This window comes from Flavobacterium sp. Root186, from assembly GCF_001428525.1.
GTDB lineage: Bacteria > Bacteroidota > Bacteroidia > Flavobacteriales > Flavobacteriaceae > Flavobacterium.
Genome location: NZ_LMHW01000010.1, coordinates 196205 through 221766 on the forward strand (window position 1 = coordinate 196205; position 25562 = coordinate 221766).

A 25562-nucleotide genomic window follows, 5' to 3' on the forward strand; every position below is an offset into this window, starting at 1 on the left:
CTCCAAGATTATCAAAATTTATAAGACATGAATATTAAAAAACACATTCCGAATTTAATTACATTAATTAATCTTTTTTGTGGCTGCGTTGCAATAGTTTTTATTTCCGAAGCCAATTACGAAATGGCTTTTTACATGGTTTGTCTCGGAATCTTTTTTGATTTTTTTGATGGTTTTTTCGCTAGATTATTCAAAGTTTCAAGCCCGCTTGGTTTGCAGTTAGATTCTTTGGCAGATATGGTAACCAGCGGAGTTGCTCCGGGTTACGTTATGTACAGTTTATTTACAAACAGCGCACACGAATTAGGAACAAATGCATTTATTCCGTTTTTAGGATTTATTGTAACTTTAGGTTCCTGCTATCGTTTGGCTAATTTCAATATTGATACACGTCAGACAGATTCATTTATAGGATTGCCAACTCCGGCAAATTCTCTTTTTATTTTGAGTCTTCCGTTAGTTTTAAAGTTTTCAGATTCTTTATTATTGCTTGAGATCCTGACAAACCAATATGTTTTATTAGTGATCACTTTATGCAGTGCTTATATTTTGAATGCCGAAATCCCGTTGTTCTCTTTAAAAGTAAAGAAGTTTAATTTGAAAGATAATGCTTTGCAGATCGTATTTCTTTTAATTTCTTTCGTTTTACTTTTATTATTCCATTTTGGAGCCGTTCCATTAATCATCATTTTTTACGTTTTACTATCGATCGTAAATAATTTGTTTTTGAAAAAAAAGTAGTTTTATTCGAATGGCAAGAAAAACGACTTATCGTAAAACATATTCCAGAAAACCAGCAGGGAGATCATTTCTAAGCAGGCTTTTTCGATCTCTTTTATTGATTTTCTTTGCGCTACTTTTTATTGGAATTGTTTATCACTATCGCAAGGGACTGGCTTATTATTTAGGATTTAAATCAGAAAAGGTTTTAGATGAAGATGAGGTAGACAAACATCTTTCTGATGTGAGGAATATTCGCGTTCTCGAAAATCATAAAGGAAAAGTTGTTGGAATTGATGTGTCTGAATTTCAGGGAAAAGTAGATTGGGATGAAGTTGAAATTTTAGATGAAAAATATCCCGTACAATTTGTTTTTATTCGCGCAACTGCCGGCAACGATCGTGTTGATGGTCAGTTTAAACGTAATTGGCACGGAGCGAAGGAAAATAAAATCATACGCGGGGCTTATCATTATTATCGTCCAAACGAAAACTCGATAGAACAGGCCAATCTTTTTATTAAAACCGTAAAATTGCAAAAAGGAGATTTACCTCCGGTTTTAGATATAGAGAAATTACCAAAAAATCAATCTTTGGACAGTTTAAAAAAAGGTTTAAAACGTTGGTTAACTAAAGTGGAAAAACATTATCAGGTGCGCCCGATAATTTATTCAGGAGAAAGATATTATTCTGATTTCTTAAAAGAAGAATTTGGAGAATATTTGTTTTGGATTGCCAATTACAATTTCTACCGGGAAAAAATCGAAGACGATTGGCTGTTTTGGCAGTTTACAGAAAAAGCTTCTCTGCCCGGAATAAAACACAGAGTTGATGTTAATATTTATAATGGAGATATAGAACAACTGCAGTTTATTACCGTTGAATGAGTTTACAGTCGCAGTTTTCAGTTTGCCGAGAATGAAAATTGAGATTGAATACTTTATGGTTATTTTGAAAATAAAAGCGCTAGCGGAATTAAGGCAATGAAAGCTAGAAAAATTAATACTGAATAAGGATTCGCAAAATTTACTGTATATCCCATCCATTGAATTCTTTTTGGCGGAAGCAATCGTTTGTCTTTCGGATTATAATAAAAACATCCCAAATACCAATTGTTTGGATCTTTGTGCCAATTGTCGTAATCTTCCTGAGTTGGTTTTTCTGACTTCATCGTAGATTATTTAAAAATTAGTTTACAGTCGCAGTTTACAGTTTTCAGATAACTGTGACTGAAAACTGCGACTGAATACTTCTTCTAGAATTCCAACTTCTTCTTACGAAGTTCGAAGTTTTGTCCAAGATAAACACGGCGAACCATTTCATCTTCTACTAATTCTTCTGGAATTCCCGCTTTCAGGATTCCTCCCTCAAACATTAAATATGTTTTATCTGTAATTGCTAAAGTTTCCTGAACGTTGTGATCCGTAATCAGGATTCCGATATTTTTATTTTTTAACTGCGCTACAATTCTCTGAATATCTTCAACCGCAACCGGGTCAACTCCCGCAAAAGGTTCGTCCAATAAAATAAATTTTGGATCTGTTGCTAATGCACGGGCAATTTCGGTACGACGACGTTCCCCTCCGGAAAGTAAATCTCCGCGGTTCGTGCGAATATGTTCTAAGCTGAATTCTTCAATCAAACTTTCCATCTTAGCAATCTGCTCTTCTTTAGAAAGTTTCGTTAATTGTAAAACGCTCAAAATGTTATCTTCAATACTTAATTTTCTAAAAACAGAAGCTTCCTGCGCCAAATAACCAATTCCTTGCTGTGCACGTTTGTACATAGGATAATCGGTAATATTTAGATCATCAAGATAAATATTTCCTGAATTTGGTTTTACCAATCCCACGATCATGTAAAAAGAAGTCGTTTTTCCGGCACCATTTGGTCCCAAAAGCCCAACGATTTCTCCTTGGTTTACTTCAACAGAAATTCCTTTTACAACACTTCGGCCTTTGTAGGTTTTGATTAAATTATCGGCTCTTAGCTTCATTTTTTTTAATTAGATAATATGTCAATTTGATAATGAGATAATTATATCTCCACTGGGCAAAATAAAAGAAAATAAATCAATAGAATAAATGAATTAACATATTGTCAAGAAAATTATCTAATTGACTAATTGTCTCATTTTCTAATTCCCTTGCTCCTCAAGAGCTTCCCAGAATTCGTAAGCTCTTCTTAAATGCGGAATTACGATTGTTCCTCCAACAAGAGTTGCGATTCCCATTGCTTCCATCATTTCTTCTTTAGAAACGCCTTCTTTATAACTTGTTTCCAAGTGATATTTTACGCAGTCATCACAACGCAAAACAGCCGAAGCAACTAAACCTAAAAGTTCTTTTGTTTTTACATCAAGAGCTCCAGGTGCATACGCATTCGTGTCCAGATTAAAAATTCGCTTTACAATTTTGTTATTGTCAGCCAATAATTTTTCGTTCATTTTAGAACGATAGTCGTTAAATTCTTGAATTAATTCAGACATTTTCTTTCAATTTATTTTTATAAACAATCTTTGAAATCAGGATACTTACTTCGTAGATAATTAACATTGGAATGGCTACAATAGTTTGGCTCACAACATCTGGCGGAGTCACAATTGCAGCAATAATTAGAATAATTATCACAGCATATTTCCAATATTTTCTTAAAAAATCAGGAGTTACCAATCCTAGTTTCGTTAAGAAATAAATGATAATAGGTAGTTCAAAAAACAATCCGCTGGCCAAAACACTCGTTTTTACCATTCCCATATAAGAGTCTAAAGTAAATTGATTGATTACCATTTCACTAATAGAGAAAGTTGCTACGAAATTCACAGACATTGGTATTACTACATAATAACCAAATATTACTCCTAAAAAGAAAAGCAGGGAAGAAGTGAATATGAATACTTTAGCATTTTTTCTTTCCTTCTCATAAAGTGCAGGACTGATAAATTTCCAAAGTTCCCATAAAATGTAAGGGAAACTTAATATGAAACCTGCCAAAAGACACATCCAGACGAATATGTTAACCTGACCTTCCATTTCAGTATTCTGAATGATAAAGTTTAATTTGGTAATGCAGATACTATCCGCAAAACCTAATTGATGTGATAAATCACAAAACCAGACATAAGTAAAAAAACTAGGTCTTGTGGGGCCTAAAATAATTTGATCAAATAAATAATCACTGATAAAATAAGTAACAAATGCCATAATGCATATTGCAATTGTACTTCTAACTAATAACCATCTTAGTTCTTCAAGATGGTCTAAAAATGACATCTCGCCAAGGTTTTTCTTTGCCATTATACGATTCCTTCTTTTAAAATGTCATGTAAATGTAATACTCCTTTGTACTCGCCGTTGTCAGCTACGATAAGCTGTGTAATAGAAAAATCTTCTAAAATATTTAAAGCATCTACTGCCATAGTTTCTGAAGATACTAATTTAGGATTTTTTGACATAATATCTTTAGCTGTTAAATCTGCTATAGTATCGCGGTCGTTTAACATTCTTCTGATGTCACCATCCGTAATAATTCCAACAATTTTATTGTCTTCAATAACTGCAGTAACACCAAGTCTTTTTTCAGAAATTTCGAAGATTGCTTTTTTGATAGAAGTGTCTGGAGAAACAGCTGGTTTTAACGAATGCTCGATCATATCTTTTACACGAAGCAAAAGTTTTTTTCCTAAAGCACCTCCCGGATGATAAACCGCAAAATCTTCGGGTTTAAAATCGCGCATTTCCATTAAACAAACTGCCAGAGCGTCGCCCATTACAAGCTGTGCTGTAGTACTGTTTGTTGGTGCTAAATTTATAGGGCAGGCTTCTGTGTCAACCGTTGTGTTTAAAACAAAATCAGAACCTTTAGCCAGGAATGAAGTTACATTTCCCGTAATAGCAATTAAGGTATTCCCAAAACGTTTTAATAACGGAACCAAAACTTTAATCTCAGGACTGTTACCGCTTTTTGAAATACAGATAATGATATCATCATTTTGAATCATCCCTAAATCGCCATGAATAGCTTCTGCAGCGTGCAAAAACATTGAAGGTGTTCCGGTGGAGTTAAAAGTAGCCACCATTTTTTGAGCAATTATGGCGCTTTTTCCTATACCGGTAACGATTAATCGGCCTTTAGTTTCGTAAATACGTTGTGTTGCTTCGAAGAAATTTTCGTCCAGAAAATCAATTAACTTTATAATTGCTTCACTTTCAGAGAGTATAGTTTTTTTGGCGATTGCCAGTATATTTTCTTTTGAGATCAAAACAGAATATTTAAAATTTGTATGTATAAAAGAAAGTTGTATCTTTATGTGTTGCAAATTTATACAAAAATATCCATTTAAATAAAGAATGAATTCAAACGAAATTGAAATACACAAGGAATTAAAGAAGTATTTCGGCTTTAGCCAATTTAAAGGCTTGCAGGAGCAAGTCATTACGAGTATTTTAGGTAAAACGAATACTTTCGTAATTATGCCTACGGGCGGCGGTAAGTCTCTTTGTTATCAATTACCCGCTTTAATTCAGGACGGAACGGCTATTGTTGTTTCTCCTTTAATTGCTTTGATGAAAAATCAGGTAGATGCGATTCGAAGCCTCTCATCAGAAACCGGAATTGCGCATGTGTTAAATTCCTCCCTTACCAAAACAGAAATTACACAAGTAAAAAAAGACATCAGTTCGGGTTTAACCAAGCTCTTGTATGTTGCTCCCGAATCTTTAACGAAAGAAGAATATGTAGCCTTTTTACAAAGTGTGCCCATTTCTTTTGTTGCGATTGACGAGGCTCACTGTATTTCAGAATGGGGACATGATTTTAGGCCGGAATACAGAAATCTGAGAAGTATTATTAAACAATTAGGTAAAGTACCAATTATTGGACTTACCGCTACTGCAACCCCAAAAGTTCAGGAAGATATTCTGAAAAACCTGGATATGTCTGATGCGAATACTTTTAAAGCATCATTTAACAGACCAAATTTATACTACGAAGTACGTACTAAAACGAAAAATATCGAATCAGATATTATTCGGTTTATTAAACAACATAAAGGCAAATCTGGAATTATTTACTGCTTAAGCCGTAAAAAAGTAGAATCGATTGCCGAAGTTTTACAAGTAAACGGAATCAGCGCTGTTCCTTATCACGCTGGTTTAGATGCAAAAACTAGAGCAAAACATCAGGATATGTTTTTGATGGAAGATGTTGATGTCGTTGTGGCAACAATCGCTTTCGGAATGGGAATCGATAAACCAGACGTTCGTTTTGTAATTCACCACGATATTCCAAAATCTTTAGAAAGTTATTATCAGGAAACGGGTCGTGCCGGTCGCGATGGAGGAGAAGGACATTGTTTAGCTTACTACTCTTATAAAGATGTAGAAAAACTGGAGAAATTCATGTCAGGAAAACCAGTTGCAGAACAGGAAATTGGTTTTGCACTTTTGCAGGAAGTTGTGGCTTACGCCGAAACTTCAATGTCACGCAGAAAATTCCTATTACATTATTTCGGAGAAGAATTCGACAGTGAAACCGGAGAAGGGGCAGACATGGATGATAACGTTCGTAATCCTAAAAATAAAATTGAAGCCAAAGATCAAGTTGTTAAACTTCTTGAAATTGTTCGGGATACCAAGCATATTTACAAATCAAAAGAAATTGTGTTTACTTTAATTGGCCGAATCAATGCGGTTATTAAAGCACATAAAACAGATGCACAGTCTTATTTTGGTTCTGGTTCAGACCATGACGAAAAATATTGGATGGCATTACTTAGACAAGTTTTAGTAACCGGATATTTATCAAAAGATATCGAAACATACGGTGTGATAAAAATTACACAAGAAGGTTTAGATTTTATCAAAAAACCGGTTTCATTTATGATGTCTGAAGATCATGAATACAGCGAAGCCGATGACGAAGCAATAGTGGCATCATCAAAATCTTCTGGAACTGCCGATGAAGTTTTAATGGGAATGCTGCGAGAACTTCGTAAAAAAGTAGCCAAAAAATTAGGCGTTCCTCCGTTTGTTGTTTTTCAGGATCCTTCTCTTGAAGATATGGCTTTAAAATATCCAATTTCATTAACCGAATTATACAATATTCATGGGGTTGGTGAAGGAAAAGCTAAAAAATACGGTAGTGAATTTGTTACCTTAATTAGCAGATATGTAGAAGATAACGATATTATTCGCCCAGACGATCTAGTTGTAAAGTCTACCGGAGTAAACTCCGCCAACAAATTATACATCATTCAAAATATTGACAGGAAATTGCCTCTAAGTGATATCGCTTCTGCAAAAGGGTTAACGATGGATGCTTTGATTAAAGAAATGGAGCAAATCGTATATTCCGGGACAAAACTAAATATCAAATATTGGATTGATGATATGCTCGACGACGATCAGCAGGAAGAAATTCACGATTATTTCATGGAATCAGAATCAGACAAAATCGAAGACGCACTAAAAGAATTCGATGGCGATTATGATATAGATGAATTGCGTTTAATGCGTATTAAGTTTATTAGCGAAGTCGCGAACTAAAGTTAAATGCCAAAATTTATAAATTCCAAATTCCAATGCTTGAGAAAGTTTGGAATTTGGATTTTTTTTTGGAATTCATTCCAATTGATTGGAATTTGGGATTTGAAAAATTGGAATTTTATTCGGAATAAATTTCCCCACGATGCGGTTTCAAAGCATCTCTTACCTGAATCATATTTTCATCGGTTACAACCATAAAAGCGGTTGCATGCATGTCGTTTACAATTTTAAAACCGGTAATATTTAGCGGAAGTTTTTCGATAGCGATATATTCTTTCAAATGAATTTCGTGATGTTCAGCAGTTTTTGCTGATGCCGGACCTCGAAAATCCCAAATTAATTTTATTTTTCTAGACATTTTTTTAAGGTGCAAAGGTTCAGAGTGGCAAAGGTACAAAGTCTATTTTGAAAAAAAGGTTCTGAGGTTCTGAGATGCTAAGGTTCTGAGTTTTTTTTCTGTAGAGTGCGTCTAACTGTTTTTTTTAAATCTTTTTAATCATAATAATCTGTGGCTAAAAAAGAATAAGAATTACAAAGATGTTAAGTATAAAACCTGTTTATATCTGTGGGCAAATTTTACACTAAAGATGAAATCTCATTTCAAAATAGTACTTTTGCATCTTCTTTTCATAGAAAGAAAAGCTAATAGAATAAAAAAGATACAATGCCAAGAGAACTTTTACTTCAGGTAACGCCGGAAATCGCAGCAAATGAATCGCTGCTTAAAGACTATTTGTCTAAACAAATAAAAGTTTCTCCGCAGGAAATTCAGCATATTACAATTTTAAAACGTTCGATTGATGCACGCCAAAAAGCGATAAAAATCAATTTGAAAGTTATTATATACTTAAAAGGAGAACCGTTTCAGGAAACTAAAATTGAACTTCCTCTATATAAAGATGTTTCTTCTGCGCAGGAAGTGATTGTGGTTGGTGCAGGCCCTGCCGGACTTTTTGCAGCTTTACAATTAATTGAATTGGGCTTAAAACCAATTGTACTCGAACGTGGAAAAGACGTTCGCGGACGCCGACGCGATTTGAAAGCAATAAATGTAGAACATATTGTAAACGAAGATTCTAATTATTGTTTTGGAGAAGGCGGAGCCGGAACTTATTCTGATGGGAAATTATATACTCGTTCGAAAAAACGTGGCGATGTAACCCGAATTTTAGAACTTTTAGTAGCTTTTGGAGCTTCAGAAGATATTCTGGTTGAAGCGCATCCGCACATTGGGACCAATAAACTTCCTAAGATTATTGAAGACATTCGAAATAAAATTATCGAGTTTGGCGGTCAGGTTTTGTTTGATACCAGAGTTACTGATATTTTGGTTAAGAACAATGAAGTTGAAGGAATTGTAACTCAAAACGGAGATAAAATTCTGGCTAACAAATTGATTTTGGCAACCGGGCATTCAGCTCGTGATATTTTTGAATTACTGGATAAAAAGAAAATTTTAATCGAAGCCAAACCTTTTGCATTGGGAGTTCGTGCAGAACATTCGCAGGAGTTAATCGATAGCATTCAATACAGCTGTGATTATCGCGGCGAACATTTGCCGCCAGCCCCATATTCGATTGTAAAACAAGTGAACGGACGCGGAATGTACTCGTTTTGTATGTGTCCGGGTGGTGTAATTGCGCCTTGTGCGACAAGTCCGGGCGAAGTGGTTACCAACGGCTGGTCACCATCTAAACGTGATCAGGCAACGGCGAATTCCGGAATTGTAATCGAATTAAAATTAGAAGATTTTAAGCCTTTTGCAAAATTCGGTGCTTTGGCGGGAGTTGAATTCCAAAAAAGCATTGAACAAAAAGCATGGCATTTGGCGGGACAAACTCAGAAAGTTCCGGCTCAAAGAATGATTGATTTTACCCAAAATAAAGTTTCGGCAGATATTCCGAAAACATCGTATGTTCCGGGAACAACTTCGGTTGAAATGGGGCAAGTTTTCCCGGGATTTTTATCGCAGATTTTACGTGAAGGTTTCAAGGAATTTGGGAAATCAATGCGCGGTTATTTAACCAATGAAGCGATTTTGCATGCTCCGGAAAGCAGGACTTCTTCTCCGGTTCGTATTCCGAGAGATCCTTTAACCTATGAACATTTGCAAATAAAAGGTTTGTACCCATGTGGAGAAGGAGCAGGTTATGCCGGCGGGATTATTTCTGCGGCTATTGATGGTGAAAAATGTGCTTTAATGATTGCTGAAACTTTGAAATAATAATTTATCAGGTTTTTTATTTATTTGAATATTCTTATATTTAATTCTTTAGTTATAAGAATTTCTAAAAAAACAAACCTGTAAACTCTAATGAAAAACTTCTTTTCTAATTTATTTGGTCGAAATAACGACCCGCAATCCATTATTTCTTTTGATATTATTGATCCAATTTATTTGCACTTATATAATGAGCAGTCAAGTCTCGAACTTAAAGTAAAAGGAATTAAGGAAGATGTATCGGTTAATTTATTTTATTTTCCCGGTTCATTAGATCATGAAGAAGGCAGAGCAGAAATTAAAAAAGCAGGGTTTAATAATTCTTATGAAGTTTTAAATGAGCTTTATAAAAAGATGGATATTGGAGTTCTTTCTCAGGATGTAATAGATCAGGGATTAGAATATGATTTTATACACATTCAGTTTTATTCGGAGCCAACTTCTGATGAAAAAAAGTTCTTTAAACGTTCCATAAAAAATTTCATTATCTTTTTTTGCTGTACCAATAGTTTAGAAACCAACGATTTTAAAATCTTATATTCAGGAACCCATTTTTTCGATTATACAAAAGGATTGTTGGATAGTGAACTTTTAGATTTCAATAATCCAAAAAATGAAAGCCAGGAAATAGCAATTAAAGATTTTAAATTGGTTTTACAGGGAATCTGCCAATATTTAAATATTGAAATTCCGGAAAGTGTTACACTTCCTTCATCAGAAAATTTAGTAGAAAAAGAAGAAGTTACTATTGAAATTTTTGAAGCGTTTGTAAAATTAGTTTCGAGAGGAAATATTGAACAAAAAGAACTCAAAAAAGAGGCGAAAAAGCTTTTTGCAGCTTTTAAAAATGAGAAAAAAGACTATTATGAAAAAGTCGAAGGTCATTTTAGCTTCTTTAAAAATATAAATGCATGGAACAGCGACTGGAAATTCGATCCCGAAGATGCTGAATGTTTTATTTCTGAAATGATTGGGGAAGATTTAAATTTCGAATATCCTGAAAAGACCTATAGTCATGAATTGTTTCCTTATATTCAAACGGCATTAGAAAAAAGAGGTTTCGAATTAATGAGTTATAATACAAATGGGGATAACTATTTATTTTTTGTTGCTAATAAAGATGATGTTAGCAGGATTTTAGAATTGTCTGAATTGATTAAAATTGAAATTGATCAACTTTAAATAATTGCCGCGAATTCACGAATTTTATTTTAAATAATTCGTGAATTCGCGGCGAAAAAAAATTAAGGAATCAAAATAATTTTCCCTGTACTTTTTCTGCTTTCCAGATAGTCATGTGCAAGTTTTCCTTCTGATAATTTAAAAGAAGTGGGCTCAGAAAGTTTAATTTTTCCTTCTATAATCCAATTGAATAATTGAGATGTACGTTTAATTCGTTCTTCTTTAGAATTTAAATAACTCCACAAATCGCCGCCCGTTAAAGTTTTCGAACCATCCATTAACATTCTTGGATCTACAGGCTCGGGATCACCGCCCGCCATTCCGAAGAAAATAACCTGCCCGCATTCTTTTGTTACTTCGAAGCTTTCTTTTAAAGTGCTTCCAATACTGTCATAAACAACATCAACGCCATTTGTTACAACTTTAAAAACCTGCGATTTCCAATCGTCGTTATAAAGAAAAACATGATCTGCACCTTGATCAAAACCAACTTTTGCTTTTTCGGCAGATGAGGTCAAACCAATAACAGTTGCGCCCAGAAGTTTACTGATTTGCGTTAGAATCTGCCCAACACCGCCGGCAACTGCATGAATTAAAACCGTTTCGCCTTTTGCAGTTTTATGACTGTCTGTTGCTAAATAATGCGCTGTTAAACCTTGTAATAAAACAGAAGCTGCGGTTTCAAACGAAATGTTTTCAGGTAATGGTAAAACGTGATTTATATTTACAGCAACCAATTCTGCATTTGCAAATGGAGCATCGGCAAAAGCCACACGATCACCAACTTTGTATTCAGGATGATTATTGGCATCGACAACAATTCCGGCACCTTCGTAACCGGCAATAAAAGGCGGATTTCCTTTTAAATGATAATTTCCCTTTCGCCTGTAAACGTCAGCAAAATTTAATCCGATGGCTTTCATCTCGACTAAAATTTCATCGTTTTTTAATTGAGGATTTGGGATTTCAATATATTCTAAAACATTTGAATCTCCGAAAGAGGAGAAGGTAAGTGCTTTCATTTTTAATTAATTTAGAATACAAAGTACGTGAAAAATCAAAAAATAAGCCTCAATTAAAAAGTTAAATGAGGCTTGTTGATTTGCTTTATTTTAGTCACAGATTAAAAGATTATAAGGATTTTTTAAAGTTGAAAACTGAAATATAATCTGTGAAAATCTTTTAATCTGTGACTAAAATAAATTAGATCTTAGGGAGTTTCATTTCGTTGAAAGTGCTTTTTTGTTTTGCCAAAGCTTCAATTTCGTCCCATTTTCTTGGAGAATCTGCAGAAAGATTTTCATATGAATCTTTTTTGATGGCGATATCATCTTCGATGCGAACACCAATATTCCACCATTTTTTATCACATTTGCTGTTTGCCGGAATATAAATTCCAGGTTCAACAGTCAAAATCATGTTTTCTTTCAGAGTTCCACTATAATTTCCCTTATCGTGAACGTCCAGGCCAAGAAAGTGAGAACAGCCGTGTGGGTAATACATTCTGGCGTCTTTAGGATCAGTAATGATTCCTAATTTAATTAATCCTGCAGCTACAACTTCTCTTGATCTTTTAGTTAAATCCTGAATTGGAGTTCCTTCTTTACAAAGTTTAAAAACTTCTTCCTGAGCTTCGTAAACGATTTGATAAATTGCTTTTTGCTCTTCGGTAAATTTTCCGTTTGCCGGAATTGTTCTGGTAACATCGGCAGAATAACCGTGATATTCAGAACCAACATCCATTAATAATAATTGATTGTCAATTTTTACAGCATTGTTTTCTCCGTAATGTAAAATACATCCGTTTGCTCCTGCGCCAACAATTGGCGGATAACCTTCGCCTTCAGCACCATAATGTCTGTGAATATAAGCGTGAATTCCATCGGCTTCATTTTCGCTCATATCCGGGCCAACTGCTTTCATAACTTCGTTATGTGCAACACATGAAAGTTTTACGGTTTTACGCATTAACACCATTTCTTCGGGAGTTTTTATCTCGCGAAGTGAATTGGTAATAGTATTGAACAGCTCTATAGAAGTTTCGTTTTCCTGAATAATTTCAGCTTTTGCTTTAAAGGTTTGAATTAATGCGTGAAGATTATCAATGTTGTTGTTTCCCTCAAGATCTGTTGGAATTTTGTCATAAATAACTTTGTCGAATTTTTTAAAGTCAATGGCAAAATTGCTGAAATCTTTTCCGTTGTAAACTGTTGTAAAGCCCAATTTAGTTTTTGCACCTTCAACTCCTAAACGTCTTCCTGTCCACATTTCTCTTGTAGCATTTCGTTCTCTCACAAAAAGGACTTCATTGTATTTTTCGGTTCCCTGCGGTTCTTTAAAGATCAATAAAACGGCGTCAGGCTCTTTATAACCTGCGAGGTAATACATATCAGGGTTTGCGTGGTAATTGTAATTAATGTCTTTTGAAAAAACTCTTTCAGGATAAGAAAAAACTACGGCAACAGAATTGGCAGGCATTAGGTTTCTAAAAGCTTCGCGGCGGCCTTTGTGAAATTCTTTCGAAAGATAATCTGTTGGAAGGTTTTCTTGCGCCTGAATTTGCAATACACTAATTAAAAAGGCAAAGAATAAAAGAAATTGCTTCATTTTTTTGATGTTTTTTTGTTTTTTGATTGATGCAAATTACGAAAAAATTAGAATCGCATATTAGAATTTAAGTGTTTGATTAATAATATTTTAAATAAAATGGCGTAAATTAGAGATCAGAAAATTACAATTTGTATTAAAATTTAGCTGATGGATGGCTATGTTATTTTTTAGACAAAGTTTGTAACAAGGCATGAATATTGAGAAAGTGATATTGAAGGATAATTTTAATCTTCAAAAAACAAATTATATTAATCTTTAAAAAGTAAATTTTATGAAAAAGTATACCATTGCAATCGTTTCGGTTTTAACCTTATTAATAACTTCGTGTATGGCATCAAAAGATACAAAAGGCACAGCCAGTATTTATGATACAACTTGGGAATTAGAATATATTTCGGGGCCAAGAATTGCTTTTGAAGGATTATTTCCAAATAAAAAACCGCAACTTACTTTTGATCAAAAAGAAACAAAAGTTTATGGCAATAACGGATGTAATGGTTACAGCGCACCATTTACTTTAAACGGAAAATCTTTAACTTTTGGAGAAGCGGGACCAACTACAATGATGTTTTGTGAAGGCGGAGGAGAGCAGCAATTTTTAAAGCAAATTCAAAAAATCACCAGTTATTCTATCGATAAAGATGGAAAACTAAATTTAATTGAGGGCGATGTGCCAATGATGAGATTTAAAAAAGTGGCAAAACAATAGTTTTAAAATCTATATACAAGAAAGGGGAAATGATTTTTTCATTTCCCCTTTCTTGTTAGCTGTTACTTTGTTTCTTTTTTAGTTTGTCTTTAAAAACTTTTTCAAACTTTTCTATTTTCGGCTGAATTACCATTTTGCAATACGGCTGATTTTTATTGTTTGCATAATAATTTTGATGATAATCTTCGGCTTTATAAAAAACTTTATAAGGTTCAATTTTCGTCACAATCGGATTATTGTAAACTTTTGCTTTGTTTAATTCTGCAATAATGCTTTCGGCAGCTTTTTTCTGTTCGGCATTTTTGTAGAAAATTACAGAACGATATTGTGTTCCAACATCAGCACCCTGACGGTTTAAAGTTGTGGGATCATGAACGGTAAAAAATACTTTAAAGATTTCATTAATATCAGTTATATTTTTGTCGTACGTAATTTGTACAACTTCAGCATGACCGGTTGTTCCGGTGCAGACACCTTCATAAGATGGATTTACGGTTTTTCCTCCCGAAAATCCCGAAACGACAGATTTTACTCCGTCCAGATTTTCATAAACAGCTTCAACACACCAGTAGCATCCTCCGCCAAGTGTAATAGTTTCCAGATCTGGTTTTTTGTTTTGAGAAAATCCGCTTATTGATAAAGCAAAAAGGCAGATTAAAAGTATATTTTTCATTTGTATATTATTTATTATCAGGAATAAAGTCAAGAGCAATCGAATTCATGCAGTAACGTTTTCCGGTTGGTTCCGGGCCATCGTCAAACAAGTGGCCTAAATGTCCGCCGCAGCGTCCGCAAAGCGCTTCGATTCTTTCCATTCCAAGTGAATTATCATTTTTGTAAACAACACTTTTTTTATTTTCTTGTTCAAAAAAACTAGGCCATCCGCAGCTGCTTGAAAATTTAGCGGTCGATCTGAAAAGTAAGTTTCCACATGAAGCACAGTAGTATGTTCCTTTTTCATCTGTGTTCCAGTATTTTCCTGTAAAAGGTCTTTCTGTATCAGCCTCACGCATTACGGCATAAACATCTTCCGGTAAAACCTTTTTCCATTCGGCGTTGCTTACATTTAGTTTAGTTGTATCTGTGTTTGAATAATAAGGATTTCCGGGTTTACTTATTTTGTTTTCCATAGTAACCATTTTTGCAGGTTGTTTTTTTGTGTTTTGTCCGCATGCCTGCAAAATAAAAAGCGGAATTAAAAAGCAAAGACTAAAAAATAGGTTTTTCGATTTCATAAATTTTTGTTGCATTTATCTGGATTTCAAAGATACGATGAGATTTTGCTTAGAAATGTCGCCTAAATTACAATTCAGATATATTTAAGTATGTTTTAACTTTTTATTATTTACGTAAAACAAAGACCTGTAGTTTTTATATCTTATTTTTAGAGGATTTTTGATCTGAAATGAAATATAGTTTGTTGTGATTCAAAGTGTTATAAAAAACATTGAGTAGTTAAACTTTTCACAATGTTTTCTAGGATTTTATAGCCATTTCTTTTTTCGTATTTTTGTTTCATCAATACGCCTTATGACAGAAGAAAACGTAATATTAGTTAATCAAAAAGATGAACAAATTGGCTTAATGCCAAAATTAGAAGCACATGAAAAAGCACTTCTGCATCGTGCATTTTCTGTTTTTATTTTAAACAATAAAAATGAAATTATGCTGCAGCAGCGTGCTCATCATAAATACCATTCTCCTTTACTGTGGACAAATACCTGTTGCAGCCACCAGCGTGAAGGTGAGACAAATATCGAAGCAGGAAGCCGAAGATTGTTTGAAGAAATGGGTTTTAAAGCAGAGTTAAAAGAGCTGTTTCATTTTATTTATAAAGCCCCATTTGACAACGGCTTAACAGAACATGAATTAGATCACGTTATGATTGGCTATTATGATGAAAAGCCCAATATAAATCCGGATGAAGTAGAAGACTGGAAATGGATGAGTATTGAAGATGTTAAAGCAGATATTGAAAAACAGCCCGAAATTTATACCGTATGGTTTAAGATAATTTTTGATGAATTTGATCATTATCTCGAAGACCATAAATTATAACCAAACCAACCAAAGACCTAAATGAGAGTAACCATATCAAGAAAAGCGCATTTTAATGCTGCACATCGATTGCACAGGAAAGATTGGTCATTAGAAAAAAACAATGCCGTTTTTGGAAAATGCAATAATCCCAATTTTCATGGTCATAATTATGGTTTAACAGTAAGTGTTACAGGAAAAATTGACCCGGAAACTGGTTTTGTTTTAGATGTGAAAGTATTAGCGGATATTATACTGGAAGAAGTAGAAATTCCGTTTGATCACAAAAACCTGAATCTGGATGTTCCGGAATTTCAGGATTTGAATCCAACTGCAGAAAATATTGCGGTTGTGATATGGAATAAAATTAGAAAAAGAATTCAGCCCGATTTTGATTTAGAAATCGTGCTTTATGAAACGGACCGCAATTTTGTAACTTATAAAGGAGAATAATAAATGTCATTAAAAATAGGAGATATAGTTCCGAATTTTACTGCAAAGAATAGTCACGGAGAAGTTTTTGAAAGCCAAAATTTTTTGGGACGAAAACCATTAGTGATTTATTTTTACCCAAAAGATAATACACCAGGCTGTACGACAGAAGCTTGCAGCTTTAGAGATCAATATGAAGATTTTGCAGCTTTAGGAGCAGAAGTAATTGGTATAAGTGCAGATAGTGTAAAATCGCATCATAAATTTGCCAATAAACACAAACTGCCGTTCATTTTACTTTCTGATCAGGATAAAAGACTGAGACAGCTTTTTGGTGTGAAAAATAATCTGTTCGGACTTTTACCGGGGAGAGTAACTTTTATTATTGATAGAAACGGAGTGGTTATTTATATTTTTGATAGTATGAATGCCGCAAAACATATTCCGAAAGCGCTGGATATAATAAAAGAATTAGTATTGTAGATTTAGAAAATAGTATTACATCATTGTTTAATTAATATAGATATTAGCCGAAAACTTAAAAATTATGAAACCAGAAAAATTATATCCGCTTCAATTTGAACCAATCCTGAAAGAAAGAATCTGGGGTGGAGAGAAATTAAAAACATTATTAAACAAACCAATCACTTCTAAAATTACCGGTGAAAGCTGGGAATTATCTACAGTAGAAGGTGATGTAAGTACTGTTGCTAACGGAGACTTAAAAGGAAAATCGTTAATGGAACTTATTGACGAAACTCCAAATGAAATTTTAGGAACGAGAGTTTACGAACGTTTCGGAAAACAGTTTCCATTACTTTTTAAATATTTAGATGCACGTGAAGATCTTTCAATTCAGGTTCATCCAAACGATAAATTAGCAAAAGAACGTCATAACTCATTTGGTAAAACCGAAATGTGGTACGTAATGCAGGCAGATACTGATTCCAGAATTATTGTTGGCTTTAAAAAAGATTCAAGTAAAGAGGAATATTTAAAACATTTGCATGATAATACTTTAGTTTCTATTTTGGATGATGTAAAGGCAAAAGCGGGAGACGTTTTCTTTTTAGAAACAGGAACGGTTCATGCTATTGGTGCCGGTTTGGTGGTTGCCGAAATTCAGCAGACATCTGATATTACCTATCGTTTGTACGATTTTGATCGTGTAGATGCGCAGGGAAATAAAAGAGAACTACATGTGGATTTAGCACTCGATGCGATTAACTACAATAAAGTTGACACACAAAAGAAATACGATTCACAAGCAAATACTTCAAACGTAGTTGTAGATTGTCCTTATTTCACGACAAATTTTATTCCGTTAGAAGATAAAGTAGAAGTTTCTAAATCTGGAGAAACATTTACAGTTTATATGTGTATTGAAGGAAGCTTTGAAATCGAATACAACGGATTTAAACATACTTACATAAAAGGAGATACCGTTTTAGTTCCAGCTGCGATAAATGCATTTAATTTAAGTGGAAAAGCTTCAATTTTAGAAATTTACATTTCATAGCACGTAATCTAAAGATTATGTGTATTTTTGCAGACGCAAATTAAAATTATAATAAAAATGGCAAACGTTAAGAATTTAAAGAAAGACATCAATTTTGTATTAGGAGATATTATTGAGGCAGTTTATTTGTTTGAGATGTCTACAACAGGAAATCCTACTCCAGAAACGAATGCTTTAATCGATGAGGCTATCGCTGCATTTGATACTTTGATTACAAAAGTTAACGCTAAAAACGTTGAAAATAAAAAAGCACACTTCAAACAAATCAATGTTGAATTAGAACAAACTGCTAATCAATTGATTGAAAAAATCAACGCATTGTAAGCAAAAAAAAGTGTAAAAAAGTGCAAATTTATTTTGGAGAAACGAAAATCCGCTTTATATTTGCACCCGTAATGAGTCGCCAGCGTAGCTCAGTTGGCTAGAGCAGCTGATTTGTAATCAGCAGGTCGTGGGTTCGAGTCCCTCCGCCGGCTCAAGATAAAACCATCACAGAAATGTGGTGGTTTTTTTAATTATAGAGAGAGGTGTGAAATTATTTTTGGAAATATAAAAAACAATTTTATCTTTGCACCCGTAATAAAAAAATAGGCCGATGTAGCTCAGCTGGCTAGAGCAGCTGATTTGTAATCAGCAGGTCGTGGGTTCGAGTCCCTCTATCGGCTCAAAAAAACCATCACAATTTGTGGTGGTTTTTTTATGCCTCAAAAATTCCAATTTATATAAGTTTTACAAAATACAATTGTAGTATAATTTCCTTATGTTTGTTTCTTAACCAAAACATATAAAAAATGGAAGAAATCTCAGTATTTGAAAAATTTGAGATGCAGCTCGATTCAACTGCAAAAGACTTTTTAAGAGAAGCTACTAAGTGGGCTTATTTCTTGGCTATTATGGGCTTTATAGGAATTGCTTTTTTAGTGATTATTGCAATTTTTGCAGGAGCAATTTTCTCTACGATGGCAAGTACGGTACCAGGAATGGGGATTTATGGCGGTTCTTTTGGCGCAATCATAAGTTTTGTTTATTTATTACTTGCAGTTCTTTATTTCTTCCCTGTTTATTATTTATTTAAGTTTGCTTCAAATGGAAAAAAAGCTTTTAGAGAGAGTGATTCAGAAGCCTTAACAGCATCATTTGGGTACTTAAAATCTCATTACAAATTCGTCGGAATTTTTACGATTATATTGTTGTCTTTATACGGGCTAATAATTGTATTTGCTGCTTTAGGAGGGCTTTTAGCAAGATAATTTTTTCTTAAAAATTAAGCATAAAAAAAACGCCCTGAATTTCAGGGCGTTTTTTTATGTATTACTCTGCTGCTGCAGGAGTTTTTTGTTCTTCTTTTTTAATGTCAGCTACATATTTGGTAAGCTTTTTTCCGTAAAGTGACTGTGCTACTTTTGGAGTCATTGATTTTTGAATCGTATCAAGAAATTTGATGTTGATGTCGTAAATCTCTGCTAAAGCAATATAAGGCGATACCTCGTGATCTTTGTTATTAATGGCGAAGTTTGTAGCATACAAATATTTTCTTTTAATATTTGACTGTTGTTTTGCGTCAATGCTGTCAATAGCTTTTTGGTCTTGTCTTTTAATCGCTTTAAATCTCGCTTCAACCATTGATAAGTTTTCGTCAATAAAACGAGAATTTACTTTTTTGTATTCTTCGAATAATTCCTGGTTTTTAGATCCGGTAATTTTTGCGCTTGATATGAAATTATCTAAATTAGTATCAATGTTGATGTTTCCCGGTTCAGCAAAGAATAAAATATTATTGTCTAAAGAATTTGTTACGCCGCGATCTAAAAACAGATAAAGCATTTCTGGAGATTCTAATTTGATATCTCTTTCAAAAGCAGCATTTCCGTCAATTTTGACACTGTCGATAGCAACAAGCGATGTATCAACGATTCTTTGAATATATAAAGTTCCGGTTTTTAAGCCTTTTATATTTCCTGTCAGGTGTAAGTTATCTGCAGCAGATTCTTTTTTGCTACATGATGCAAGTAGTGCAAGGACAGTAAAGGCAATAATTGATTTTTTCATTAGTTTATTGGATTTTGGTGCAAAATAAAGAAAATAGTTTGAATGTAAATAAGTCACCGTTAATTTTTCTAAAAATAAAAATCCCAATCTATTTCTAAATTGGGATCTCTATATTTTTTTAAAAATGAATTGGTTACATTGCTAATGTGTATGATGCTCCATCTTCATGTGTATACGTATATTTGGCATCACAATCGTTATTTCCATAATCAATAACGCCGTTTAAAAATCCACCCTGAATTTTTAATTTTCCTTTAGAAACATACTCGCAAGAATATTTTTTAACTAAGGTTTCTTGTACAGTTAAAGTCAAAGTTCCTCCTTTTTCTGTAGTAACAGTATGGTTTCCTTCCGGCATTTCATAAATGTTATCTTCTAATACGTATGGAGTATCAACACCAGCGGTTTGTTTTATCGTGTGTATTCCTGAATTTGTAAAAACTCTTCCAAGTAAATCTGTAAATTTTCCGTTTGTTACTTTTCTGCTCCATTGTGGTACAGTTGGAACAGTAGTGGTATTCGTATACTCTATAGTTCCTTCAAGTTTATATCCGTTTATAGAATAGTCGATTCTTTCAACAGTCATTTTGCTTCCTGTTGTAATTACTGGACCAGAAAGCGTAATTTTTAGTTTTCCTTTTCTTGTAATTTGATTTATTGTGCAGCCTGTGCCATAATCAACAGTAAAGACTTTTGGATAAGCAGTTTCGTTTGGGGTTGTAACCGTAATATTGGCGCAAGTTTCTGGAGAAGTTTCAGATGGTTTTGCAGCAGGATTTGTATTCGTTACAGTTAATCCTGTTTTAACATCCATTTCATTTATAGCGTCAATTACAACAGAGGCGCTGACAGCGGTTGTGTCTGCCTGATTAACAACTTCATCGCTCGAACATGAAACATAAATAAATGCCGAAGCACACATTAGAGAAAGTAAAATAGCCGTTTTTTTCATATTGGTTTTTGTTTAAGATTAGATTAAAGGCATCCAAATGTAATAAAAAAAATAATTCACAAAAAAAATCCTGAAAATTCTACTTTCAGGATTTTAGTTTTTTAATTATTTGTAAATCAACTTTTTTTTAAACGGTTTTGTAATATTCGCTTTTGGCTTTTCTGATTTTTTTATATTCTTCCCAATCAAATTTGTTTAAGAACTCTGCCGCTTTTTGCGCTCCGCGAATAAACAAATCAATTTTTGCATCATCAGTAAGATTAAAATTCAGCCAGTTATGGTTTCCGGTATCGATATATCCTATAAGGTTTTTAAAATCAGGATTTTTTCTTAAAAATTCTGAATCATAACCAAATCTTGCCGTGTCAAACATAGAACTTATAATATTGGTAATTTTTTCGTTTTTGTTGATTTCATTTTTATCATATCCGAGTTTTATGCCAAAAGTAGGCGACGCCGGAACATTCATATTCTCATGAAAAATATCAATAGGAAAATTTGAGATTATCCCGCCATCCATAAACATAACTTCTCCCGGAACCGAAGCACGCAGACATGTTGCTTCATTCCATTTGTTCCATGCTTCAACGCCGCCGGGAATATTTTTAATTTTAAATGGAGTAAAGAAAAGCGGAATCGACATGGAAGCTCTCACAAAATCTGCAGGATTTTGAACATCGGGATTAGAATAAAACAAGTCAATCATTTTAGGGAAAATAATTTTACTTTCAGTAGTTATGTCAGCGGTTATTATGGCTATTTCGCTCCAATGATCTTGTCTGGTATAATCTTCTTTATCACCAAGTTTTACTTTGTTAATTCTAAATAATTTATTGTCATTTGAAACACCTTTTTCACGCAGCGCTTTTAAGTCACCATAATTTTTGATTCCTTTTTGTGAAAGCAGATTTGTCATCCATTGATGAAAATTAGTACCGGGATTTAATCCCAAATCATCTTTGAAATTATCTACAACCTGACTGCCCTTTATAACTAATTTAAGATTTCCGGAATCGCTCAATAATGCATCAATAAATTCTCGGGCATCGTGATCGCCATCTACAAAATCATATAAATTTTTATTACACAAGCACTCTAAAATCCATTCTGACTTTGTAATATCAATTGGTCCGGCCGCCGCCATCAGCATGGTATTAATACTTCCGGCTGAAGTTCCGGCTAAACTCAAAAACCGAATTCCCACTTGTTCCAAAACATACACATATCCAACCAATGCAACGCCGAGAACACCTCCGCCTTCCTGAACTAAATCTACATATTCGTTACCATTTGCATCTACAATATCAGAGAATTTCTTTTTCTTCTCTTTAATTTGTTCCTTTAAATCTTTTATAATCGATAAGACTTCACCGTTTTCTATAAATTTCGTTTTCTCCATGATTTCCGGTATTTAGGTTTTTGGCTTGTTTTTGCAAAATAAATTTATTTAATTATTTGATTTTCAGACATGTAAAAATACAGATTCGATTATCGGCATAAAAGGGGAGAATTCCCCTTTTTTTAAATATTTGAAATTAGTATAGGGCAAAAAAAATCCCGCAGAAATTAATCTGCAGGATTTTAAGATATTTTGAGGAGATTGTTTACAATGATTTTAAATTTTCAACAGCTTCGACAGCGTAATCCTGATATCCAAAAATGGAATAATCTACAAACATATTACCTGTTAAATCAGGAATATCTTGTCTGTCTCGAATTCCGTTTGGATAATCTAATTTTTCAATAAAAGAAGTCAGGTAATAACCAATTTGGTCGTCTTTCTTATTTTTTGCGATGTCTAAAATTACTCCAACAACTAATTTAGAAAGTTCAACAACAGCTCCGCTTACAGGATTACTTGCTTTTGCGAGTGCCTGTATTCCTTTTGTAATTGTGTCAACATTAGAATCAGTTAAAACCGATTTAATTAATGAAGCATTATCCCGTGTTTTTTTATCTAATTCTACAGCGACTATCTGCCAGCTAAAATCTTTTGGAATTTTTTCGTCTTTGTAAACAATATATCCTGTATCTCCAAAAGTGATAATGCTTTTGTCTTTTACTTTGTCGATAGTCATCAAAATTCTGGATTCGATAACCTTTGATACAGAATCTTTAATGATTTCTTTTTTTCGAGCTTCATCATTGGTTTCGAAAAATTCGTTAAGATTAGGAAAACTTTCATTTGATTGGTTTATGAAACTCATGAATTGGACTTCTCCCTTTCCTATTAAATCACCATTCTTGATGATTCTTAATTTGTTTAGTCTTACATAAAACATAATCTTAGAATTTATTTGCCTACTCTATTTAGGATTTTTGGCTCGCTCCACGTTATTGGTTATTGAAAATAAGATGAAAGAAAATAAAGCTAAAATTATATGATTTTTCTTAAATCAATACATGTGAACTACCTTATTTTTAAATTTTTATAATTTTGTTTTCTGATAAAAGAAAATGGCCTGCAAGTGAAAACTTGCAAGCCATTTCTAGAATAAAATATTTTATAATCTTATTTGATCATCTCAAAGCTTCTTTTTACGAAAGCCGTCAATGCTTCACCTTTTAAAAGATTTTGAGATAACTTAGCTAAATCTAAAGCTTGTTTTACCAAATGTTCCTGGTGTGTTTTATCTTCAGTATTTAAAATACTTGAAGCCAAATCAGAATTAGTGTTTACAACCAGATTATACATTTCCGGCATATTGCCCATTCCGAACATTCCGCCGCCGCCCGTTTGGCTCATTTCTTTCATTCTACGCATAAATTCTGGCTGCGTAATAATAAATGGAGCTGCCTGACTGTCCATAGCTTCCAGCTGAACGCTGTATGCTTTAGGAATATAAGCTTCTAATGAAGTTTTTAAAGTTGCTTTTTCTTCATCAGATAATTTAGAAATAGTGTTTTCGTCTTTTTTGATTAAGTTATCAATATGATCAGAATCCACACGAACAAAAGTTAATTCGCTGTTATCACCTTCGATTTTTTGGATTAAATGTGAGATAATTGGAGAATCTAAAAGTAATACTTCATAACCTTTTTCTTTTGCTGCTTCAATATAAGAGTGTTGTGCATCTTTGTTACCAGCATAAAGAATTACTAATTTACCATCTTTATCTGTCTGGTTTTCTTTTAGTTTTTCTTTTAATTCCTCTAAGGTAAAATAAGTATCGTCTACAGTTGGATATAAAACAAACGCACCTGCTTTTTCGTAGAATTTATCTTCAGAAAGCATTCCGTACTCTAAAACGATTTTAATGTCGTTCCATTTTGCTTCAAAATCAGCGCGGTTTTCGTTAAATAAAGCTTTCAATTTATCAGCTACTTTACGAGTAATGTAGTTTGAAATTTTCTTAACAGCTCCATCAGCCTGCAAACCAGAACGAGAAACGTTTAACGGAATATCCGGTGAATCGATAACTCCTTTTAGCATTGTCAAAAATTCAGGTACAATTCCTTCTACGTTATCTGTAACGTAAACCTGGTTTTGGTACAATTGAATTTTATCTTTTTGGATTTGCATATCGGTACCCAATTTTGGGAAATACAAAATACCAGTTAAGTTAAACGGATAATCTACGTTTAAGTGAATGTTGAACAAAGGATCTTCAAACTGCATTGGATATAATTCTCTGTAGAAGTTTTTATAATCTTCATCAGATAATTCAGAAGGTTGTTTTGTCCAGGCCGGATTTGGGTTGTTAATGATATTATCAAGTTCGATAGTTTCGTTAACGTAATCTTCCGGAGCATCTTCTGGTTTTGGAAGTGTTTCAGTTCTTGTTCCAAATTTAATTGGAATAGGCATAAACTTGTTATACTTATTCAATAAGCCGCTGATTTTAGAATCTTCTAAAAATTCTAAAGAATCTTCGGCAATGTGCAGAATGATTTCTGTACCACGTGAAGTTTTGTCAGCTGGCTCTAAAGTAAATTCAGGGCTTCCGTCACATGTCCAGTGTGCAGCAGGTTCATCTTTGTATGATTTTGTAATGATTTCTACTTTCTCTGCAACCATAAATGCAGAATAGAAACCAAGACCAAAGTGGCCAATAATTCCAGAGTCTTTTGCAGAATCTTTGTATTTATCTAAAAATTCCTCAGCTCCGGAAAAAGCAACCTGATTGATGTATTTTTCAACTTCATCCGCCGTCATACCTAAACCTTGGTCGATAATATGGATTTTTTTACCTTCCTTATCTACTTTAATTTCGATAACCGGATTTCCATATTCTACTTTAGCTTCGCCAATGCTTATTAAATGTTTTAATTTTAATGTAGCATCAGTTCCGTTTGAAACCAGCTCACGTAAAAAGATTTCGTGGTCGCTGTATAAGAACTTTTTGATTAAGGGAAAGATGTTTTCTACTGAAACATTAATTTTACCTGTTGTCATATTTTTTTGATTTTTTGATTTAACTTGATGGTTTTCATTTAGTCAAATAAAATACCAATCTTTTTTACGTGACAAATTGTCTTAAATGTTAATTTTGAAAGAAAATAATTAGATTTTAAAAATAAATTCACCCAATGAATTGTATATTTGTGGTATAATAATTGTTAAACGTGTAAGTATTAACTTAAATA

At 33.4% G+C, this 25562-nt stretch carries 27 protein-coding genes and 2 tRNA genes; 14 read left to right on the forward strand and 15 right to left on the reverse strand.

Annotation, left to right across the window (positions count from 1 at the left end):
• Nucleotides 1–27 precede the first annotated feature (27 nt).
• Together ASD98_RS04525 and ASD98_RS04530 are read left to right on the forward strand one after the other, a co-directional pair.
• A complete protein-coding gene (locus ASD98_RS04525) occupies nucleotides 28–741 on the forward strand; it encodes a phosphatidylcholine/phosphatidylserine synthase (protein WP_056200789.1) in 714 nt (237 codons plus the stop codon).
• A gap of 10 nt (nucleotides 742–751) precedes the next feature.
• Complete coding sequence (locus ASD98_RS04530; protein WP_056200791.1) at nucleotides 752–1606, forward strand: glycoside hydrolase family 25 protein; 855 nt, start codon at nucleotides 752–754, stop codon at nucleotides 1604–1606.
• A gap of 59 nt (nucleotides 1607–1665) precedes the next feature.
• Here the strand turns inward: ASD98_RS04530 and ASD98_RS04535 are convergent, their stop codons facing one another.
• The 5 genes from ASD98_RS04535 to ASD98_RS04555 form a co-directional block, all read right to left on the reverse strand.
• Nucleotides 1666–1890, reverse strand: coding sequence for a DUF5808 domain-containing protein (locus ASD98_RS04535; protein ID WP_056200793.1), 225 nt, complete (start codon nucleotides 1888–1890; stop codon nucleotides 1666–1668).
• An 84-nt stretch (nucleotides 1891–1974) separates the two neighbouring features.
• A complete protein-coding gene (lptB, locus tag ASD98_RS04540) occupies nucleotides 1975–2715 on the reverse strand; it encodes an LPS export ABC transporter ATP-binding protein (RefSeq protein WP_007803831.1) in 741 nt (246 codons plus the stop codon).
• A 141-nt stretch (nucleotides 2716–2856) separates the two neighbouring features.
• Nucleotides 2857–3207 carry a carboxymuconolactone decarboxylase family protein gene (locus tag ASD98_RS04545; RefSeq protein WP_056200795.1) on the reverse strand — a complete coding sequence of 117 codons (351 nt, stop codon included), beginning with the start codon at nucleotides 3205–3207 and terminating at the stop codon, nucleotides 2857–2859.
• Entirely contained in the window at nucleotides 3200–4015 is an 816-nt protein-coding gene (gene tatC, locus ASD98_RS04550) for a twin-arginine translocase subunit TatC (protein WP_056200798.1), read from the reverse strand. Before tatC ends, ASD98_RS04545 begins: the two co-directional genes overlap by 8 nt.
• Nucleotides 4015–4980: an SIS domain-containing protein gene (locus ASD98_RS04555; RefSeq protein WP_056203182.1), complete on the reverse strand. Its 966-nt coding sequence runs from the start codon at nucleotides 4978–4980 to the stop codon at nucleotides 4015–4017. The genes tatC and ASD98_RS04555 overlap by 1 nt, the downstream gene beginning before the upstream one ends.
• An 88-nt stretch (nucleotides 4981–5068) precedes the next feature.
• Between ASD98_RS04555 and recQ the strand changes: the two genes are divergently transcribed.
• Nucleotides 5069–7264: a DNA helicase RecQ gene (gene recQ / locus ASD98_RS04560; protein ID WP_056200801.1), complete on the forward strand. Its 2196-nt coding sequence runs from the start codon at nucleotides 5069–5071 to the stop codon at nucleotides 7262–7264.
• Between the two features lie 118 nt (nucleotides 7265–7382).
• On the opposite strand, the gene ASD98_RS04565 is transcribed toward recQ, so the two are convergent.
• Nucleotides 7383–7622, reverse strand: a complete 240-nt coding sequence (locus tag ASD98_RS04565; RefSeq protein WP_056200805.1) for a hypothetical protein — start codon at nucleotides 7620–7622, stop codon at nucleotides 7383–7385.
• A 306-nt stretch (nucleotides 7623–7928) separates the two neighbouring features.
• On the opposite strand from ASD98_RS04565, the gene ASD98_RS04570 reads away from it, so the two are divergent.
• Nucleotides 7929–9488: an NAD(P)/FAD-dependent oxidoreductase gene (locus tag ASD98_RS04570; RefSeq protein ID WP_056200807.1), complete on the forward strand. Its 1560-nt coding sequence runs from the start codon at nucleotides 7929–7931 to the stop codon at nucleotides 9486–9488.
• 90 nt (nucleotides 9489–9578) lie between these two features.
• The gene (locus ASD98_RS04575; RefSeq protein ID WP_056200809.1) at nucleotides 9579–10667 is read left to right on the forward strand and encodes a hypothetical protein; all 1089 of its coding nucleotides are present in this window, start codon (nucleotides 9579–9581) and stop codon (nucleotides 10665–10667) included.
• A gap of 62 nt (nucleotides 10668–10729) precedes the next feature.
• On the opposite strand, the gene ASD98_RS04580 is transcribed toward ASD98_RS04575, so the two are convergent.
• Nucleotides 10730–11689 (reverse strand): quinone oxidoreductase, encoded by a 960-nt coding sequence (locus tag ASD98_RS04580; RefSeq protein ID WP_056200812.1) that lies wholly within the window; start codon nucleotides 11687–11689, stop codon nucleotides 10730–10732.
• A 181-nt stretch (nucleotides 11690–11870) separates the two neighbouring features.
• Nucleotides 11871–13274: an aminopeptidase P N-terminal domain-containing protein gene (locus ASD98_RS04585; protein WP_056200815.1), complete on the reverse strand. Its 1404-nt coding sequence runs from the start codon at nucleotides 13272–13274 to the stop codon at nucleotides 11871–11873.
• 274 nt (nucleotides 13275–13548) lie between these two features.
• Between ASD98_RS04585 and ASD98_RS04590 the strand changes: the two genes are divergently transcribed.
• On the forward strand, nucleotides 13549–13986 hold the full coding sequence (locus ASD98_RS04590; RefSeq protein ID WP_056200818.1) for an META domain-containing protein: 438 nt from the start codon (nucleotides 13549–13551) through the stop codon (nucleotides 13984–13986).
• A 55-nt stretch (nucleotides 13987–14041) separates the two neighbouring features.
• On the opposite strand, the gene msrA is transcribed toward ASD98_RS04590, so the two are convergent.
• Entirely contained in the window at nucleotides 14042–14659 is a 618-nt protein-coding gene (msrA, locus tag ASD98_RS04595) for a peptide-methionine (S)-S-oxide reductase MsrA (protein WP_056200821.1), read from the reverse strand.
• 7 nt (nucleotides 14660–14666) lie between these two features.
• Nucleotides 14667–15221, reverse strand: a complete 555-nt coding sequence (msrB, locus tag ASD98_RS04600) for a peptide-methionine (R)-S-oxide reductase MsrB (RefSeq protein WP_056203184.1) — start codon at nucleotides 15219–15221, stop codon at nucleotides 14667–14669.
• Nucleotides 15222–15516: 295 nt separating this feature from the next.
• Here msrB and idi point away from each other — a divergent pair, with 295 nt between their 5' ends.
• The 8 genes from idi (at nucleotide 15517) to ASD98_RS04640 (ending at nucleotide 19224) form a co-directional block, all read left to right on the forward strand.
• Complete coding sequence (idi, locus tag ASD98_RS04605; RefSeq protein WP_056200824.1) at nucleotides 15517–16044, forward strand: isopentenyl-diphosphate Delta-isomerase; 528 nt, start codon at nucleotides 15517–15519, stop codon at nucleotides 16042–16044.
• Between the two features lie 21 nt (nucleotides 16045–16065).
• Nucleotides 16066–16476 (forward strand): 6-carboxytetrahydropterin synthase, encoded by a 411-nt coding sequence (locus ASD98_RS04610; RefSeq protein WP_053470926.1) that lies wholly within the window; start codon nucleotides 16066–16068, stop codon nucleotides 16474–16476.
• 3 nt (nucleotides 16477–16479) lie between these two features.
• Nucleotides 16480–16938 carry a peroxiredoxin gene (locus ASD98_RS04615; protein ID WP_056200828.1) on the forward strand — a complete coding sequence of 153 codons (459 nt, stop codon included), beginning with the start codon at nucleotides 16480–16482 and terminating at the stop codon, nucleotides 16936–16938.
• A 64-nt stretch (nucleotides 16939–17002) separates the two neighbouring features.
• Nucleotides 17003–17974, forward strand: a complete 972-nt coding sequence (locus ASD98_RS04620; RefSeq protein ID WP_056200831.1) for a type I phosphomannose isomerase catalytic subunit — start codon at nucleotides 17003–17005, stop codon at nucleotides 17972–17974.
• 57 nt (nucleotides 17975–18031) lie between these two features.
• A complete protein-coding gene (locus ASD98_RS04625; protein WP_012022371.1) occupies nucleotides 18032–18298 on the forward strand; it encodes a hypothetical protein in 267 nt (88 codons plus the stop codon).
• Between the two features lie 78 nt (nucleotides 18299–18376).
• A tRNA-Thr gene (locus tag ASD98_RS04630) sits at nucleotides 18377–18450 on the forward strand.
• 115 nt (nucleotides 18451–18565) lie between these two features.
• Nucleotides 18566–18639 (forward strand) — tRNA-Thr (locus tag ASD98_RS04635).
• 126 nt (nucleotides 18640–18765) lie between these two features.
• Nucleotides 18766–19224, forward strand: a complete 459-nt coding sequence (locus tag ASD98_RS04640) for a DUF5362 family protein (protein WP_056200833.1) — start codon at nucleotides 18766–18768, stop codon at nucleotides 19222–19224.
• 61 nt (nucleotides 19225–19285) lie between these two features.
• Here the strand turns inward: ASD98_RS04640 and ASD98_RS04645 are convergent, their stop codons facing one another.
• From ASD98_RS04645 to htpG, 5 genes are all read right to left on the reverse strand, one after another.
• Complete coding sequence (locus ASD98_RS04645; protein ID WP_056200836.1) at nucleotides 19286–20023, reverse strand: DUF4369 domain-containing protein; 738 nt, start codon at nucleotides 20021–20023, stop codon at nucleotides 19286–19288.
• Between the two features lie 133 nt (nucleotides 20024–20156).
• Complete coding sequence (locus ASD98_RS04650) at nucleotides 20157–20975, reverse strand: hypothetical protein (RefSeq protein ID WP_056200838.1); 819 nt, start codon at nucleotides 20973–20975, stop codon at nucleotides 20157–20159.
• A gap of 127 nt (nucleotides 20976–21102) precedes the next feature.
• Complete coding sequence (locus ASD98_RS04655; RefSeq protein WP_056200841.1) at nucleotides 21103–22374, reverse strand: patatin-like phospholipase family protein; 1272 nt, start codon at nucleotides 22372–22374, stop codon at nucleotides 21103–21105.
• 205 nt (nucleotides 22375–22579) lie between these two features.
• Nucleotides 22580–23257 (reverse strand): hypothetical protein, encoded by a 678-nt coding sequence (locus ASD98_RS04660; RefSeq protein ID WP_128414782.1) that lies wholly within the window; start codon nucleotides 23255–23257, stop codon nucleotides 22580–22582.
• Between the two features lie 230 nt (nucleotides 23258–23487).
• Complete coding sequence (htpG, locus tag ASD98_RS04665; protein ID WP_056200846.1) at nucleotides 23488–25371, reverse strand: molecular chaperone HtpG; 1884 nt, start codon at nucleotides 25369–25371, stop codon at nucleotides 23488–23490.
• Nucleotides 25372–25562 lie beyond the last annotated feature (191 nt).

Coding starts and splice junctions, on each gene's coding strand:
- ASD98_RS04525 (WP_056200789.1), top strand. CDS start 28: ATGAATATTAAAAAACACATTCCGAATTTAATTACATTAATTAATCTT.
- ASD98_RS04625 (WP_012022371.1), top strand. CDS start 18,032: ATGGCAAACGTTAAGAATTTAAAGAAAGACATCAATTTTGTATTAGGA.
- ASD98_RS04570 (WP_056200807.1), top strand. CDS start 7,929: ATGCCAAGAGAACTTTTACTTCAGGTAACGCCGGAAATCGCAGCAAAT.
- ASD98_RS04585 (WP_056200815.1), bottom strand. CDS start 13,274: ATGAAGCAATTTCTTTTATTCTTTGCCTTTTTAATTAGTGTATTGCAA.
- ASD98_RS04650 (WP_056200838.1), bottom strand. CDS start 20,975: ATGAAAAAAACGGCTATTTTACTTTCTCTAATGTGTGCTTCGGCATTT.
- ASD98_RS04655 (WP_056200841.1), bottom strand. CDS start 22,374: ATGGAGAAAACGAAATTTATAGAAAACGGTGAAGTCTTATCGATTATA.
- ASD98_RS04610 (WP_053470926.1), top strand. CDS start 16,066: ATGAGAGTAACCATATCAAGAAAAGCGCATTTTAATGCTGCACATCGA.
- msrB (WP_056203184.1), bottom strand. CDS start 15,221: ATGAAATCGAAAAACCTATTTTTTAGTCTTTGCTTTTTAATTCCGCTT.
- tatC (WP_056200798.1), bottom strand. CDS start 4,015: ATGGCAAAGAAAAACCTTGGCGAGATGTCATTTTTAGACCATCTTGAA.
- ASD98_RS04545 (WP_056200795.1), bottom strand. CDS start 3,207: ATGTCTGAATTAATTCAAGAATTTAACGACTATCGTTCTAAAATGAAC.
- ASD98_RS04590 (WP_056200818.1), top strand. CDS start 13,549: ATGAAAAAGTATACCATTGCAATCGTTTCGGTTTTAACCTTATTAATA.
- idi (WP_056200824.1), top strand. CDS start 15,517: ATGACAGAAGAAAACGTAATATTAGTTAATCAAAAAGATGAACAAATT.
- ASD98_RS04645 (WP_056200836.1), bottom strand. CDS start 20,023: ATGAAAAAATCAATTATTGCCTTTACTGTCCTTGCACTACTTGCATCA.
- ASD98_RS04640 (WP_056200833.1), top strand. CDS start 18,766: ATGGAAGAAATCTCAGTATTTGAAAAATTTGAGATGCAGCTCGATTCA.
- ASD98_RS04575 (WP_056200809.1), top strand. CDS start 9,579: ATGAAAAACTTCTTTTCTAATTTATTTGGTCGAAATAACGACCCGCAA.
- ASD98_RS04535 (WP_056200793.1), bottom strand. CDS start 1,890: ATGAAGTCAGAAAAACCAACTCAGGAAGATTACGACAATTGGCACAAA.
- msrA (WP_056200821.1), bottom strand. CDS start 14,659: ATGAAAAATATACTTTTAATCTGCCTTTTTGCTTTATCAATAAGCGGA.
- htpG (WP_056200846.1), bottom strand. CDS start 25,371: ATGACAACAGGTAAAATTAATGTTTCAGTAGAAAACATCTTTCCCTTA.
- ASD98_RS04615 (WP_056200828.1), top strand. CDS start 16,480: ATGTCATTAAAAATAGGAGATATAGTTCCGAATTTTACTGCAAAGAAT.
- ASD98_RS04580 (WP_056200812.1), bottom strand. CDS start 11,689: ATGAAAGCACTTACCTTCTCCTCTTTCGGAGATTCAAATGTTTTAGAA.
- ASD98_RS04530 (WP_056200791.1), top strand. CDS start 752: ATGGCAAGAAAAACGACTTATCGTAAAACATATTCCAGAAAACCAGCA.
- lptB (WP_007803831.1), bottom strand. CDS start 2,715: ATGAAGCTAAGAGCCGATAATTTAATCAAAACCTACAAAGGCCGAAGT.
- ASD98_RS04660 (WP_128414782.1), bottom strand. CDS start 23,257: ATGTTTTATGTAAGACTAAACAAATTAAGAATCATCAAGAATGGTGAT.
- ASD98_RS04620 (WP_056200831.1), top strand. CDS start 17,003: ATGAAACCAGAAAAATTATATCCGCTTCAATTTGAACCAATCCTGAAA.
- ASD98_RS04565 (WP_056200805.1), bottom strand. CDS start 7,622: ATGTCTAGAAAAATAAAATTAATTTGGGATTTTCGAGGTCCGGCATCA.
- recQ (WP_056200801.1), top strand. CDS start 5,069: ATGAATTCAAACGAAATTGAAATACACAAGGAATTAAAGAAGTATTTC.